This is a genomic window from Paenibacillus sp. 1SOY10, assembly GCF_056836745.1.
The window spans coordinates 141,180-156,157 of the sequence record NZ_JBXENK010000003.1; the positions used below are offsets into that span (position 1 = coordinate 141,180).

Consider the following 14,978-nt stretch of genomic DNA (forward strand, 5'->3'; position numbering starts at 1 on the left):
AGGTTATCGGAAAATAAGGATCGGGCCTAACTCGGGAGCTGGCATTCCTTCGTATAATAGAGCAGGGCACCTGCGCTTGACGCAAGTGAACTTGGAAGGAAGGGGATTATGATGCCAGCCGTGCCTTCGCGAAAGTCTGCCAGATCCAAATCGGCCAGACGGCCCATCAGGGCCAAGGTCGCAGCGGGAGGACGCTCGCGCCGGTCTTCCCGCAGGTCATCGTCAGGTTGGAGTGGCCCGTCCAGCATTGACAAGCAACTGGTGGCCTACGCTTGGCTTCAGGCCATCGGCACGAACCTTGCGGCCATTGGCCAGTCCAAGTCCTTGTCAAACCGCAGAAGCGTACGAGAGGAAGGGGACCGGCTGGTTATCGTCGGTAATACGTTGCAGGCGATATCCAATGCGGCCCAAGCTGACTTGATTTTACAGCAGGGACAGTCGGAGAGCGATCAATTGAACTCCATCGGCAGCCTGCTGCAAGCCTTGGGGGAGACGCTGCAGGTCTTCACAGATCTCACGGACCCGGACTAAGCAGAAATGGGCTAGTTCTGCTCTCCTGCTGCCGAGCTCTGCTTCGATTCAAGACCGCCCGATTTCAACCTTGACTTCCTTCCCCAGAGCCGTTAGGACGGGCTCAAGCTCAAATAGCTGCTCAATATGGTGAACCCCATGAGGCAACTCGGAGCGGTATAAGGCTTCACTAAGAATAGTGGCCATCCTGGCTGTAATCAGCGCTTCATGCTCTCCTTGCAGGTAACATTCGGCCAAGGCTGGTTGCCCTTGATACGTTCCCCGGGCATCTACTTTCACGGCGAACCTGGCTGTTCCCATGTGTGGTTTGCCAAGTAGCCCTATGGCAGCCTTGCGCACGGGGCTCCAGTTCAGCGAGCGAAGCATCCCGGTCGCCTTCATCCCGGCAAGCAGGCGGGTGACGCCTGCGGAATCAAAGCACAAGCGAGTGGCAACAGTAGGGACCCCCAAGGTGGTGGGGAGTACATGCTGATCGGAGAAGTTAAAGCGATAGGCCATACGACCCTTTGCCCCTCTGCCAAAGCTGATTTTTAGGCCATCTGTGAAGCTGCTTACCTCCTTGGGTTCTCCTTGCACCACAACGGTATAGTTGGCGTTCATATTATCGATGGTCCATTCGATCGCGGCTTGCCCATGCTGATCTCCTAGTCCCAACATAATAGAAATGTCTATAGAATCAGTGCTGTCCAGCAAGCTATGGGCGTGACGGGCCAGAAGATGGGTCAGTCCAGGGGCTAGTCCCACGCTAAGCACAGCCGTTGCACCCCCGGATAAGGCCATCGGGTGGTGTTTTTCTATTTGCTCCAAGAAGGCATAATCGGCAGATACATCAATATAATGCGTCCCATTCTCCAGACAGAATTGCACAAACCTGGTATCTGTCTGATCCAGACACATGACGACGAGCCGTGCTTGCTCAAGCAGGTTCGGGCTGGGCGGAGCCTGGACATCCAAATGCAGCGGCTGGACCTTTCCTCCCGTAGACTGGCTGAACTTCCGGGCGCGTTGCAAATTTCTTCCGGCAGCATACACCTTCCCGGGAAAGAGCTCGCCCAGCCTCCTCGAAATAGCCTGCCCTACCTGCCCGTATCCCCCGATGACGATGATTTGATCCTTCATAATGATTTCTCCTCTCTGTTATGAACAAGCAAGCCCCATAAGATTAAGGCGCCAGCAGCAGTATAGATGCTGGCTTCAAAGGCTTCTTGAATGGAACGGGATATAAGAGGCTGGAATTGAACCTCAATGCTTCCCAGCCCAAGGGCTGCGCCCAAAGCCATGCCCAGATTGCGCGTTAATGCGATCATTCCCGAGATTGCCCCAATATGCTCCCTGGGAGTGTGCCGCATGATGAAGCTGTTGTTCGGGGAAGCAAGCAGTCCCATACCAAGGCCAATTAACGCGAGCACAGAGGATATACCCCAGATCGACAGGCTGTCCAGGTACAAGAAGAAGAGGACGGCCCCTCCGCCCATGGCGGCTAATCCCATCGGCACCAGGCTCTTAGGGCCCCAGGCATCGGACAAGTGTCCGGCGAAAGGCCCAGTTACCGCGAGTAGAAGTGGGTAGAAGGCCAGCACAACTCCGGCAAGCGAAGGAGTCAAATCCTCAATGCCCGATAGATAGAAGGGCAAGGTGACCAGCCCATGATTGGCCAAGGCGAAGGAAACGACGCTAATGATCAGCCCGATGCCCACTTGGGGAATGCGAAGGACCTGCACCGGCAGGAAGGGGGTGGGCTGGCGAAGCTCCCACCCAAGCAGTAACAACAAGGCCGTCAAAGAGAGAGATAAAGGCAGGAGGGTTCCTGGTACCAGCCAGCCTTGCGCACCGACCTGAGAGAGCCCGTAAACCCCTAAGGTTGCTGAGACGATCAGCAACATTGCTCCAACAGGGTCGGAAGCAGGTTGGCCCCGTTCCGGCTCCTGCCGGGGAATATAGCGGAAGGCCAGCCAGGTACCAAGCAGAGCAACGGGAACGTGCAATAAGAACAGCCAGCGCCAATGGAGCCATTCCACAATGAGCCCCCCGACGGCAGGCCCGCACATGGCGCCGAGTGCTACGGCGGTGCTTAGGGTACCAAGCGCCCGCCCTCTGTGTTGCTGGGGCCAATGAAGCGTGACCAGCGCAATATTGGTCGCCTGAAACATCGCGGCACCTACGGCTTGCAACAGTCTGAATCCAAGCAAGGTCAGAATGTCAGGAGCTGATGCGGTTAAGAGAGACCCTACAGTAAATAAAGCCAAACCGTAATTATGAAGGCGGTGGTATCCCCAACGTTCCCCCAGCTTGCCCATGACCTGAAGCAAGGAGGTGATGGCTAGAAGGTAACCGGTGGTCACCCAAGAGAGGCTTGCCGAATCGGTATGAAGGGCTACAGTCAGATACGGTAGCGAGACATGAACAACGGTGGCCATATAATGCGATAGGAAGGCCCCGATGCTAATGGCAATTAACATTCCTCTTTGGCTAGCTTGCGGCCAGGAACTGGCAGCAGCGTCGTGTAATGTGTTCATGGTTAACCTCCTTTACTTCTTACGGAAACATTGTTATAAATTCTATAAAAGTATAGTTACTAAACTAAATCCGCAAAAAAATAACTCAACTGAAAATCAGGGCTACTCTATCGCTCGCTGACTTTGGTATTGAGTTAACACTTGGGCGCAACTCTAACTCGCTTATTGTTCCAGAAAATCGGCGAATTTCTCGATGCCTCTCTCAAAAATTTCAATTTCCTCCTCAGTAAATTGAGCGCGAAGCTGCTCGTAAAAATCATGATGCATCGCTTCGTGCGCGGCGACCGCTTCACAGCCCTTGTGCGACAAGGAGATTAAGGTGCTGCGCGAATCGGTAGGATGCTGTGAGCGCAGCACCAATCCTTTTGGTTCCAGACGGGCTATGAGTTGGGTAACGGCACCCTTGGTCACGCCCAGCCTTGTGGCCAGTTCGCTCATTAGCACGTTGCCTTCGGGGCCAACGGCCTCCAGCGTGTGGATTTCACTAGGGGTGAGCGAGCCTGCTGTCCCAAAGGATAAGGGCTGGCGCTCAAGTCGACGAAGCTGCATGATGAGTCGGCCGATGCCCATGATTCCTTTATTATTTTTGGGTTCAGAGGTAGTTCGTTGAATATTCATAGATTTAGTATAGTTTCTAAACTTCATGGATGTCAAATTAGCGAGGATGGATGAACAGAGGGGATATAGGCAATAGGCCCGCCTCATACGGAACAGCCCCAATCCTGTGATGACCGGATTGGGGCTGCCCGTATTTAGAGGATCAAAGAATCGGCTGCAAAAATTGCTTGATTTTCACCAAGGTGTTGGCGGGATCAATATTTTGTAATAAATAGTCCGAGTCCTTCTTGTGAACGACTTGCTCTGAGTAATTGCGCAAATACTCCTCGGTGACTTCATGGGGAGCACCTTCCCGCTCACCCCGCAGCCTTATATCGTCCTTGGTGACATAAAGAAAAATTCGAACAGCCTGAGGTCCAAAGCGCTTGCGGAAGGCCTGAACCCCATCATGATTCATCACGACAATCACCGCTTGATGGGTGGTGAGCGCTTCCATTAAATCTCGCTCGGGAATGCCGTAGCTTCCTCTTTCCAGCCGGACGGACTGGCTAAACCCTGCTCCGTTCTCAATGCTCTGGAACTCCTCAGAAGAGATGAAGCGGTAGTGTTCTCCGTTAACTTCTCCTTGGCGAATCCGTCGCGTTGTGTAGGGCCGTACATAAGGGATGTTAAGTTCGCCGCTTAATTGACTGGCGATGCTCTTTCTTCCAGAACCACTTGTTCCTGTAATAATGATAACCTTAGGCTGATCCTTGTTGACCTTGTCCTGTTCCGTATCCGGGTTCTCTACGGCCGCGGGGGCCGGGGACGATTTGGATGATTTAAGCCATTTCCACATGTTTCTCCATGCGCCTGACGAGACTGACTTGCCTTAGGCCAGAATCGTCGCACGGATTCACCTCCTTGATGTTCATAAGTCCTTATAGTGCGTGATAGTACGTGTTCAAAAAGTCGAGTTTTTAGGACCGGAGATTATGCTTCCGATGTGCGTTTTTTCAAAACACTTTAGGTTGGATGAAGCCAGGGACTGAGTAGCGGAGCTACACGTTTTCGGAGAAAACGACTTCGGAAGCATACGGGTACGTGAGCAACTACAATGTTTCTGAAGGAAACATACTACGGAAGCCATGCTAGGCCCGGCTGAATTCAAGATTCGATGTCGAACCCTCTCCTCGAATAGGTTCGTCCTGGGAAAACGACTTTTTGAACAACCTATTATAATATATTTCGGCAGAGAGGTTCCTCCTTGTTATGCGCTGTGTGAAAATGCTTACTTCATCAGGCTCCCTGCATGCTTCTCGTGGTTCAACAGCCAGCCTTTCCGTGACACACCACCGCCATAACCACCGAGTTCACCGTTGGAATTAATGACTCGGTGGCAGGGGATAATGAGCGCGAGTTGGTTGGCTCCGTTGGCCTGAGCAACGGCCCGGTAGGCGGACGGCTTGCCAATGGCGATGGCAAGGTCAGCATAGGATCGGGTCTCGCCGGGCGGGATTTGCTGCAATTGTGCCCATACCTGCTGTTGAAAAGGGGAACCCATTAAGCATAGCGGGGTCGTGAACTCCGTGAGGCTCCCCTCAAAGTATAGGGTCAGCTCCCGCTCAATGGAGCGGATAGGCTCTGTCACCCCGGGAATGATCGCTGCCTTGGTTCGATTCCGCAATCGTTCCACTTCCCGTTCTAACCCGCGGCGGTCGATGAACTCCAAGAGATACAAGCCCGCTTCATCCGCGATGGCCATCATGGGGCCAAGCCGCGTGTCAATCCATGCGGCGTGGAGGATTTTGCCTCCAGTAAGCCGGGTTGGGGCAGCCCCCATAATCCGCGAGAATGCATCCCGAAAGCCGCTGCTCGACTCATAGCCGGTTGAGAGCTGAGAATCGATGACGGGACTTCCGGAACGGATATTCTTTAGAGCCAGTCCCATGCGGCGGGCACGGGCGTACTCCACGAAGGTCATACCGAAGCGCTTCTTGAACTGGCGCCGTGCTGTCGATGCATCAACGGACAGTTCCCGAAAGTCAGCGTCCTTCCATCGCTTCTCCGGGTTGGCCTCTACCGCTTCTACCAACTGTCTGACCAGATCTGAGACATGGCCCGGATGGGATAGAGGGCGGCAACGCTGGCATGGACGGAAGGAGGCCAACAGGGCCTCCTTGGCTGTCTCGTAAAATTCGCAGTTCTCGAATTTGGGCTTGCGTGCGGGACAGGTCGGACGACAGAAGACACCCGTCGTCTTCACCCCAACGTAGAATACTCCCTCATATTCAGAATTTTTCTGGAGTAGAGCTTGATAATAGAGTTGTTTTCGTTCCGCAGATATCATCCTGCATAGGCCTCCTTGCCTTCATATCATTTATCTGAATTATAGCTTTGGTCTGAAGCCGTCGTCGCCGAAAATCGGGCATCTATTTTTGCAGGATTCTGAGGGACAGCGGCGGGCAAGACTTCCATTGTAGACAGGCATGTTTTGTTATATGATAGCAGGGTAAATTGGGTATTCCCAGCATGATGAAGATTGTCAATTACAATTTGTACGTGGAGGAACCGATGTATCCTAGAAAATTAAACTATACGATGCCAGCCGAATGGGCGGCACATGAACGTACTTTTATTTCCTGGCCTATACAGGACTCGATGGTGTACCCGGATCGCTATGAGGAAGTATGTGACGGTTATGCCGAATTTATTGAGGCAATTGCCGAGTTTGAACCCATTACGGTGGTTGTGAACTCTGCTGACCTGGAGCGCGTCCAAGGCCGATTTGCCCAGGCAGATGGCACGAAGGCTGGCGCGAATGATCGAATCAGCTTGTTGCCGATTGAACATAATGATGCCTGGCTGCGTGATAACGGACCGACCTTTGTGGTGGGTCCACAGGGTGAACTGGGCGGGGTGAACTGGGGCTTTAATGCCTGGGGTGGCAAATATTCTCCTTGGGACCTTGACGATGCGGTCGCTCCGCAAATCCTTGATGCCTTGAAGGTTAAGAAATTTGATGCTCCGTTGGTGCTGGAGGGCGGCTCTATTCATACGGATGGAGAGGGCACGCTGCTCACCACGGAGGAATGCCTGCTTAACCCGAACCGCAATCCGCACATGAGCCGGGAAGAGATCGAAGCTGCGGTCAAAAATTATGTCAATGTCGATCAAATCATCTGGCTGAAGCGTGGTTTGAGTGGCGATGAGACAGACGGACATATTGATAACGTGGCTTGCTTCGCTGCACCAGGCAAGATTATCTTGCAGGTCTGCGACGATCCGAATGACGAGAACTACGCCATCACGCAGGAGAACCTGGCTATATTGAGCCAAGCTGTGGATGCGCAAGGCAGGAAGTTGGAGATCATTCCGATTCCCCAGCCACCGCAGGCATTTTATGAAGATACGCGCCTGACACTCAGCTATTTGAATTTTTATTTTGTTAATGGCGGCATCATCTTGCCTGTATTTGGCGGAGAGGCCGCAGAGACGGACCGTCAGGCCGTGAAGATATTGGGTGAGTTGTACCCGCAGCGGCAGATTCGTACGGTGAATGGCATGGCCATTATCCGCGAGGGTGGCAACGTGCACTGTACCACGCAGCAAATGCCGGCAGGACGTCGGTAGGATTGGGGAACAAGTTGTTACAAAGCAAAGGAGGGCTATCATGAGTAAAAGACAAGTCAAAGTGGCAGCCACACAAATGAGCTGTTCATCCAATAAAGAAGAAAATATCGCCAAGGCAGATAAGCTAGTTAGACAAGCAGCCCAGCAGGGAGCGCAAATTATTTTGCTGCAAGAGCTGTTTGAGACCCCTTATTTCTGTCAGAAGGAAAAGGCGGATTACTATGCCTACGCCACTGAACTTGAGGAGAATGCGGCAATTCGCCATTTTCAGCAAGTAGCGAAGGAGCTTCAGGTCGTGCTTCCGATCAGCTTCTATGAGAAGAAGAACAACGCTCGCTACAACTCGCTGGCTGTCATTGATGCAGATGGCGAGGTACTGGGCCGCTACCGCAAGAGTCATATTCCCGATGGTCCGGGGTATGAAGAGAAGTTCTACTTTAATCCAGGGGATACGGGCTTTAAAGTATGGAACACGCGTTATGCCAAGATCGGTATCGGCATATGCTGGGACCAATGGTATCCCGAAGCAGCTCGCTGCATGGCCCTGATGGGCGCAGAAATTCTGTTCTACCCGACAGCCATTGGGTCGGAGCCACAGGACGGATCGATTGATTCCAAGGACCACTGGCAAATGTGCATGCGGGGCCATGCCGCCTCAAACCTCGTTCCGGTGATTGCTTCCAATCGTATCGGTGAGGAGACGGATGAGGATTCTGCGATTACCTTCTACGGGTCCTCCTTTATCGCCGGACCACAGGGCAATATGATTGCCGAAGCGGGCCGTGCCGAAGAGACGGTGCTGGTCGCCGAGTTCGATCTGAATCAACTGGAAACCCAGCGGATTGAGTGGGGTATTTTCCGCGACCGTCGTCCCGAGCTATACAAGGTGATTGCCTCATATGATGGTGAATTGCTGATCGATTAGATTCGTGCTGGAGAGAAAGAAGGGATAGGAGTGGCGCGATCACTGTACCTGGCTTTAGTGTTGTTAAGTTTGATTTGGGGTGGCTCTTTTTTCTTTATTAAAATACTGCTGCCAGACTTCGGCCCATGGACCATCGCATTTCTGCGTTCGGTGTTCGGGCTGGCGACCATTACCGTGATTATGGTCATGTTGCGCAAGCCATTTGGTTTACGGCAAATCCCTTGGGTGCTTATGGTAGTGATGGCTCTCATCAATACGGCGATTCCTTGGGCCTTGATTGGATTCAGCGAGACGCGGCTGACAAGCAGCATGACGTCGGTGGTGAATGCAACCACGCCTTTGTGGACCCTGGTGGTGGGCGTTGCGATCTTTGGCGTCGCTGCGACTCGCACCCAGTGGCTCGGAATGGGCCTGGCCTTTCTTGGCCTGCCGATTCTAGCCGGGGTCAGTCCGACTTCACTGGCCTCGGTGGACCTGCTCGGGTTCGCCAGTATGTTGGGGGCTACCCTATGCTACGCCATAGGCACACATCTGTCCAAACGCTTATCTGGCGGACTAACGATGTATCAGATTACGTTCGGTACATTAATCAGCGCGATGCTGGGTAGCGGTCTGATGTTCCTCTTGTTTGAGAGAAATTCTCTGGCACCGCTGGCGTCACCAACTACACTGGGGGCTATCGTCGGCTTAGGTGTATTCGGGTCTGGTATTGCTTATATTCTGTTCTATTTCATGGTGCAGAAGGGCAGTGCCCAATTCGCCACGATGGTGACCTATCTGGTCCCGGTGAGCGCTATTTTCTGGGGTTTTACGCTATTAGACGAGCCGGTGAGCTGGCGTCTGCTGGTTGCTCTGGTCTTCATCCTCGGTGGGGTATATCTTGCGGGCCGTGGTGGAAGACAAGGCAGGAAGCAGATACCCGTAGCGGACACGCCAAGCGGCGAGAATCTGAATCTAGCGGGTAAGGATGGCAGGATTGAGCCAGGGAAGACCTGTGTAACGAAGGGGTAGGGTATTTAGAGAAGCATTAATAAATCTTAGACTCATCACGTTTTATAAGATCCTGTCTTTTGCAGGGGGCATTCCCTAGCAAAAGACAGGATTTTTTGCGTTTTTCTGCGCTTCTTATGATCTCAAGTTACAGGCAACAGGCTATTGCTGTATAAATAACAATAGTGTATGATACATAGTATAAATATAGTGTACGATACACAGTATGTATAAAACAGTATGTGATAGACGAGGTGGAAGCATGAATTCATTACTTAATTCGTTCATCACGGAGCTGCGGCGGGGGACGCTTACGCTTGCCGTGCTTAGCCAATTAAGAGAACCGCAATACGGATATTCTCTGGTGCAACGATTGGAGAATTCAGGAGTGGCTATTGATCAGAGCACGTTGTATCCACTCTTGCGCCGTCTGGAGAAGCAGGAATTGGTGACCAGCAGTTGGGATACCTCTGAGAGCCGGCCGCGTAAGTATTATGTGCTAAGTTCATTTGGTCAGGAGATTTATGAACAGTTGAAGCTGGAATGGGAGAGAACCTCCCGGGAGTTGCAAGACCTATTGAAGGGGGGCGATGGCCATGAATCCATCAAATCTGATTGAGCTGTACATTCAGGAAGTGACCCGCAGGCTGCCCGAGCAGGGTCGGGAGGATATCGCGCTGGAATTGCGGTCCACGATTGAGGATATGCTGCCTGACGAGTATGGAGAAGCTGAGGTCAAGGAGGCTTTAATGAAGTTGGGTAATCCGGCGGCGCTTGCCGCGCAATATAGGGATCAGCCCCAGTACCTGATAGGACCTCATTATTACGAGACTTATATTCAACTCATGAAAATGGTACTGCCCATCGCTGCTGTTATTGGGGTTATTGTGGTATTTGCCGATCAATTATTCGCTTATACAGCTTCCGTCGCTCAAATAGATTGGGTTGACTTCATGACAGACCTGATTGGTGGGGTGATCAGTCAAGCTGTATCGGTCATGCTGCAAGCTGCCTTCTGGATCACATTGGTCTTTGCCATTCTGGAGCGGTCTGGTGTTAAGGGGAGCACCGGAGAGGGGTGGAATAGGAACCCTAAAGGGTGGACGCCCGAGGAGCTTTATCGCATCCGTAACATTCCTGTGGAGAAAAGAATCGCCAAAACCAAGGTCTTTTTTGACCTACTAGTGACGGCGATAGGGGGCTGTATTTTTTTTAACGCTGATCGGCTCATCGTTGTTTATGAATCTGGGCAAAACGGTCTGGAACGGCTAATGCCGGTATTTAATCAGGACGTACTCCTGTCCTATTGGCCGTGGGTCGTGTTGTGGCTCGCCCTCGATGTGACTTTGTCTATCTATAAATGGCTGGCGGGTCAGTGGACGTATCGGATGGCCGCACTCAATGCTGCCGTGTATGCCGTTACGTTGTGCGTCTTTGCATCTATGCTGCTCCGTGCCGACACCTTAATCTCGGCAGCCTTCCACGTCAAAATGGGCGAATGGTTTGGCTATACCCACTTAGCCGATGGTGGATTTACCCAAGTCAGTCTGTTGTGGATCACCTTCTTTGCCATTGCCTTAGCTGTTTCGATCGATACCTGGCAGGGCTTCCGCAAGGCGGGGATACAAACACTGCCTTCATCGTATAAATGGGAATAGGCGTAACCCTGCGACCTAATCAGCAGACTAAGCGCTCGGCATTTCAAGTGTCCAGGATGATTACTGACTGTGAGCAGGGTTTGAAGGGGGAAAAGTAGAAGAGGGGGAGACGGAACAAGTAGAACAATTGAAGGAGGTCAAAACATTGTCACAGCATAATGACTTGCAGCAGCAAAAAGAGTCAGAGGAGCGCGAGCTCCAAGACCCGGCACAACTTGAAGTGTTGAAGCAGCGTCTAAATCAGGTCGAGCAGACGCTGGAGCAATCGCAGAAGCTGAACAGGACTGTATCGAGAGTTGTTCTTCCAGTAGTTATTGGTATTGCCGTTATTTTCGGTCTGTTGATACTGATAGGTATCCTTCAGTTTATAAGTGGCTAAAGTTAGCACGGGAAGTTGCGCATGAACAGATACTGTACTGTTAAGGAACTGTCGGCGTACCCATCAGCAGAGGAATGTAGTCGTCAGGATAACTCCTTTTCAAGAAAAATTAGTCCCTTTTCCCGAGTTGAACCCTTGCTTGGGCCTCCGCATAGCATATAAGACAATTGCGGGGGAAAGGGGCGCGGCTCCATGACAGGAACTGAATTATCGGCAATCCATATCGTATACCTGTCCTTTATTGTGTTCATCATGGCGCTACTGATCCGGCGGCGAGATACCACCATGATCTGTGTGGTGGGAATTTTCACATTAGGCCTGCTGGCTACGGAAACGCTTAGCGGTTCCATATCGGGAATCTTTCAATCGTTTGTTTATGCGACGCGGGAACTGATGGGGACGATTATGATCATCTCCATTATTGTAGCGATGAGCCGAGTGCTGATTCGCACGGGTATCAACGAGACAATGGTTGCTCCTTTGACGCGTTTTTTGCGCACGCCAGCCATGGCCTATTGGGGAATCGGCCTGATTATGATGGTGACTTCCTTGTTCTTCTGGCCCTCTCCGGCGGTGGCGCTTGTGGGCGCGGTGCTCCTGCCGGTGGCTATTCGCGTGGGTTTACCGGCTTTGGGCGCGGCGATGGCGATGAACCTGTTCGGACATGGCATCGCATTGTCCGGAGACTACATCATTCAGGGAGCACCGAAGCTGACGGCTGATGCGGCTGGTTTGCCTGTTAGCAGCGTGATGTCGGCCAGCGTCCCGCTGGTTGTTGTAATGGGGGTGGTGAGCACGGTCACCGCTTACTGGATGATGCGCCGTGATCAGCGTAACGGTACATGGCGTGATGGCTTGGTGAAAGTGAAGGGGACTGACGGAGGACTGGTTGAGAGTCGTCCCACAAGTGAGGAACGGCGAAAGGTTGGCAAGGATGGTGGCGACGTCACGGACGGTACAGTCGACGTGCTCCGTCCACAGGTTAGAAGAGGGCTTGCCATTCTGATTCCGCTGCTGTTCGCTGCGGATGTAGCCGCGATGTTTGTGCTAGGGCTTCAAGGCGGTGATGCCACCGCCTTGGTGGGTGGAACAGCCGTGCTGATTCTGATCGGCGTCACCTTGCTAGCTCACCGTGATCACGGCCTGGAGAAGGTGACCTCCTATCTGATTGAAGGCTTAACCTTTGGCTTCAAGGTGTTTGGCCCCGTCATTCCGATTGCGGCCTTTTTCTATCTGGGGGATGCCGCATTTTCGGAGCTGTATGGGCAGGTCCTCCCGGCGACCTCCCATGGTATTGTGAACGACCTGGGCCTGGCCCTGGCCAGTGTCGTCCCGCTAAACGGCAGCGTCGGCGCCATTACGCTGGCCGTGACCGGAGCGATCACCGGCCTTGACGGCTCCGGCTTCTCGGGCATTTCGTTGGCCGGTTCCATCGCCCAACTGTTCGGCACCGCCATCGGTGGGGGCACAGCCACCCTGACGGCGCTGGGGCAGGTCGCCGCCATCTGGGTCGGCGGCGGCACCTTGATTCCGTGGGCGCTCATCCCGGCCGCCGCGATATGCGGCGTGAGCCCGTTCGAGCTGGCCCGTCGCAACCTGAAGCCGGTGCTCATCGGCCTGGCCGTGACCACTGTGGTTGCCATGTTCATGGTGTAGGGAAGGCTGAAGGAAGAAGATAATTGGCCGTAGGATGGCTGCATCTCATTGCATTGCGGCTAAATTTTAGCTCTAGACTCTAGTTTTGTAGAGAAAGCAACTTTATAGGGAAATCCTCATGTTAATTTCGCCAAACTGAGCAAAATCAGCGATTTATAGGGAAATCCTCCATCTAATTGCCCCGAATTCGGCCTCAATTGGCGATTCAGGCAATATTATATGGAGGATTTCCAGTTAATCACCTATTTGCAGCATAAACATCAACAATTAGCGGGAGTTTTTCCTGCTAAATTCGGCAAGTGCGCTAAGCTTGTTAAGTGTACTAAGTGTGTTAATCGTTAACCTTGCACATCTCTCGCTCTACTTACCTATGGCTGCTCTCACACTCCTAGCTTGTGCGTCTCTAGCTGCCTTTACCCTCTCACCTAACTCGACTTACCCACTAGTTACACTCAATCTGTCCACCTACTCGACTTACCCTCTAACTACATTCAACCTCTCCACGGATCAGACTCATCTCTCGCTTTATCCAATCCTCCGTTGCTATGACTCGCATCCTACCATTCTCTCTACCCTTCTGCCTCCATCGCTTTCTCCTGGCGCGCGGTGTTCGCTGGATAACGGGTCGGCTGCACCACTACATGCTTCTACTGTACCTTGCACCTATGTTACTCCAAAAAGTTCAGCGCGCCCCGTACCAGTTCATAGCCGACAATTCGTTGGCCGTTGCCGCGGTAGACGGGCTTGACCCAGCCTTTGTCCTGTACTTTACGCAGCATGAGTACGGCTGTTTTGTGATCTAGCTCGAAATGCTGCTTCACATCGACCGGACGAATGGGACTGGCTTGACGGGCAGCTAGTCGAATAATTTCTTTTTCCGCAATTAGGCCACGTGATACGGGAGCTTGGGCGGGAAGGTAGCGGCTCAACACCATGCGTAGTAGATTTATGCACAAGTCCGGGCGTTGCTCCACATCATCATAGGCCAAGGAGATTACCTGGTAGCCCATCGCATGCAGGAAGGTTTCCCGGTTGAGCTCACGGCAGTATTTTTGCCGATCCATATCCCTCACGTGAATTGAGTAGCCTTTAATCTCCAGTAGCAATCTTACTTCTCCCGATAACCAGGCAAAATCGGCAAAATAGGGTCTCCCCCGCCAATCGCTCACTTCATACTCAGGGTGTAAGTCTGCGAAATCACCACGGAGCGGCCACCACACCTGCCTTAGAAACATAGCCTCTGCATGGGCATAACCCCGCTCCAGCCGCGCACGGCGTTCACCGTTTCTTGCCGCCAGATGCCTTTCCATAAAGACAGCATAGCTTTCTTCATAACTCATCCCAATTCACCTACCCTCTCCCGGCAATAAGCCGATTTTAATATTAGCTAGTCCTCTCGCAAAGAACCGCTGCCAACAAAAAAACGCCCCGCACCCTCCCCCCGGAGCTGGTATTCAAGGCGCTGCAACCGAGGGGGTTGGCGCTGCCCTGAATACCAGTCCTTGAAGGAGCTGTGCGGGACGTGCTTCGTCTTATTCATAGTATAAATCAAGTGGGAAAACCCCGTCTAGACATCGGTTACTCTACTTTTTGACGACATGCATGCTCACCGTCATGTTACCCTTTTATGATGAAACTAAGCGATCCTCATTGCGTATCATTACATAGCGTGTTTTTTAATAGTTTTTTTAGGAAGCTCAAGTATGTATTTGCTGCAGCTTGTGGTTAAATGTGCAAAATAAAGTATTTGTTCTAGTGGAGTTAGATTAGTGTGTCTACTGGAATCTGAGTAGGGTGGGTACCAAATAGTTATTGTTAAGTCCCAATGTATATTTGTACAATATCAATAGAGAGGGTGGTTGGATTGGCGCAGGAGATGAGTGTGAAATTGTATGAGAAGCTGCCGGATGGGGAGCTGAAGGAGCTTGAAGAGCGTGTATGGAGCGGGAATATGATTGCCGCGCTGGAGCATGTCAATTATCTGGTGGTGGGAAAACGCGAGTTTGAGACGGTGGAAGGCCGTTTGAACGTGGATGAGGGCAAGCTGGAACTGCTGCTTGTACCTATCGCACACGATTAAGGACTAGGCCTGAATAAATATCACTAAGCAGCACAAATAAAGCAAGGTTCTTGGCAAGTTCGTAAGGAGGGAA

General features: G+C 52.2%; 15 protein-coding genes. 9 read left to right on the plus strand and 6 right to left on the minus strand.

Going from position 1 to position 14,978, the window contains the following annotated elements:
- Positions 1-108 precede the first annotated feature (108 nt).
- Positions 109-531 (plus strand): DUF6944 family repetitive protein, encoded by a 423-nt coding sequence (locus AC1VOR_RS11475; protein ID WP_482617920.1) that lies wholly within the window; start codon positions 109-111, stop codon positions 529-531.
- A gap of 48 nt (positions 532-579) precedes the next feature.
- On the opposite strand, the gene AC1VOR_RS11480 is transcribed toward AC1VOR_RS11475, so the two are convergent.
- The 5 genes from AC1VOR_RS11480 to AC1VOR_RS11500 all read right to left on the minus strand — a co-directional run bounded on the left by AC1VOR_RS11480 (position 580) and on the right by AC1VOR_RS11500 (position 5,934).
- Complete coding sequence (locus tag AC1VOR_RS11480; RefSeq protein WP_482617924.1) at positions 580-1,650, minus strand: saccharopine dehydrogenase family protein; 1,071 nt, start codon at positions 1,648-1,650, stop codon at positions 580-582.
- Positions 1,647-3,047: an MFS transporter gene (locus AC1VOR_RS11485; protein ID WP_482617925.1), complete on the minus strand. Its 1,401-nt coding sequence runs from the start codon at positions 3,045-3,047 to the stop codon at positions 1,647-1,649. The genes AC1VOR_RS11480 and AC1VOR_RS11485 overlap by 4 nt, the downstream gene beginning before the upstream one ends.
- 162 nt (positions 3,048-3,209) lie before the next feature.
- Positions 3,210-3,665 carry a MarR family winged helix-turn-helix transcriptional regulator gene (locus AC1VOR_RS11490; protein ID WP_482617927.1) on the minus strand — a complete coding sequence of 152 codons (456 nt, stop codon included), beginning with the start codon at positions 3,663-3,665 and terminating at the stop codon, positions 3,210-3,212.
- 142 nt (positions 3,666-3,807) lie between these two features.
- Positions 3,808-4,443 carry a guanylate kinase gene (locus AC1VOR_RS11495; protein ID WP_482617928.1) on the minus strand — a complete coding sequence of 212 codons (636 nt, stop codon included), beginning with the start codon at positions 4,441-4,443 and terminating at the stop codon, positions 3,808-3,810.
- A gap of 432 nt (positions 4,444-4,875) precedes the next feature.
- A complete protein-coding gene (locus AC1VOR_RS11500; RefSeq protein ID WP_482617930.1) occupies positions 4,876-5,934 on the minus strand; it encodes a bifunctional transcriptional activator/DNA repair enzyme AdaA in 1,059 nt (352 codons plus the stop codon).
- A 224-nt stretch (positions 5,935-6,158) separates the two neighbouring features.
- Here AC1VOR_RS11500 and AC1VOR_RS11505 point away from each other — a divergent pair, with 224 nt between their 5' ends.
- From AC1VOR_RS11505 to AC1VOR_RS11535, 7 genes are all read left to right on the plus strand, one after another.
- Positions 6,159-7,217, plus strand: a complete 1,059-nt coding sequence (locus AC1VOR_RS11505) for an agmatine deiminase family protein (protein ID WP_482618315.1) — start codon at positions 6,159-6,161, stop codon at positions 7,215-7,217.
- A 40-nt stretch (positions 7,218-7,257) separates the two neighbouring features.
- On the plus strand, positions 7,258-8,142 hold the full coding sequence (gene aguB / locus AC1VOR_RS11510; RefSeq protein ID WP_482617931.1) for an N-carbamoylputrescine amidase: 885 nt from the start codon (positions 7,258-7,260) through the stop codon (positions 8,140-8,142).
- Positions 8,143-8,172: 30 nt separating this feature from the next.
- A complete protein-coding gene (locus AC1VOR_RS11515) occupies positions 8,173-9,153 on the plus strand; it encodes a DMT family transporter (protein WP_482617932.1) in 981 nt (326 codons plus the stop codon).
- Positions 9,154-9,394: 241 nt separating this feature from the next.
- Entirely contained in the window at positions 9,395-9,751 is a 357-nt protein-coding gene (locus tag AC1VOR_RS11520; RefSeq protein WP_482617933.1) for a PadR family transcriptional regulator, read from the plus strand.
- A complete protein-coding gene (locus tag AC1VOR_RS11525) occupies positions 9,729-10,790 on the plus strand; it encodes an HAAS signaling domain-containing protein (protein ID WP_482617935.1) in 1,062 nt (353 codons plus the stop codon). The genes AC1VOR_RS11520 and AC1VOR_RS11525 overlap by 23 nt, the downstream gene beginning before the upstream one ends.
- 145 nt (positions 10,791-10,935) lie before the next feature.
- Positions 10,936-11,169, plus strand: coding sequence for a hypothetical protein (locus tag AC1VOR_RS11530; protein WP_482617937.1), 234 nt, complete (start codon positions 10,936-10,938; stop codon positions 11,167-11,169).
- Positions 11,170-11,361: 192 nt separating this feature from the next.
- Positions 11,362-12,825 (plus strand): hypothetical protein, encoded by a 1,464-nt coding sequence (locus AC1VOR_RS11535; protein ID WP_482617939.1) that lies wholly within the window; start codon positions 11,362-11,364, stop codon positions 12,823-12,825.
- A gap of 668 nt (positions 12,826-13,493) precedes the next feature.
- Here AC1VOR_RS11535 and AC1VOR_RS11540 read toward each other — a convergent pair.
- Entirely contained in the window at positions 13,494-14,165 is a 672-nt protein-coding gene (locus AC1VOR_RS11540; RefSeq protein ID WP_482617941.1) for a hypothetical protein, read from the minus strand.
- 524 nt (positions 14,166-14,689) lie between these two features.
- Here AC1VOR_RS11540 and AC1VOR_RS11545 point away from each other — a divergent pair.
- Entirely contained in the window at positions 14,690-14,905 is a 216-nt protein-coding gene (locus tag AC1VOR_RS11545; protein ID WP_089153443.1) for a hypothetical protein, read from the plus strand.
- The last annotated feature ends 73 nt before the right edge of the window (positions 14,906-14,978 follow it).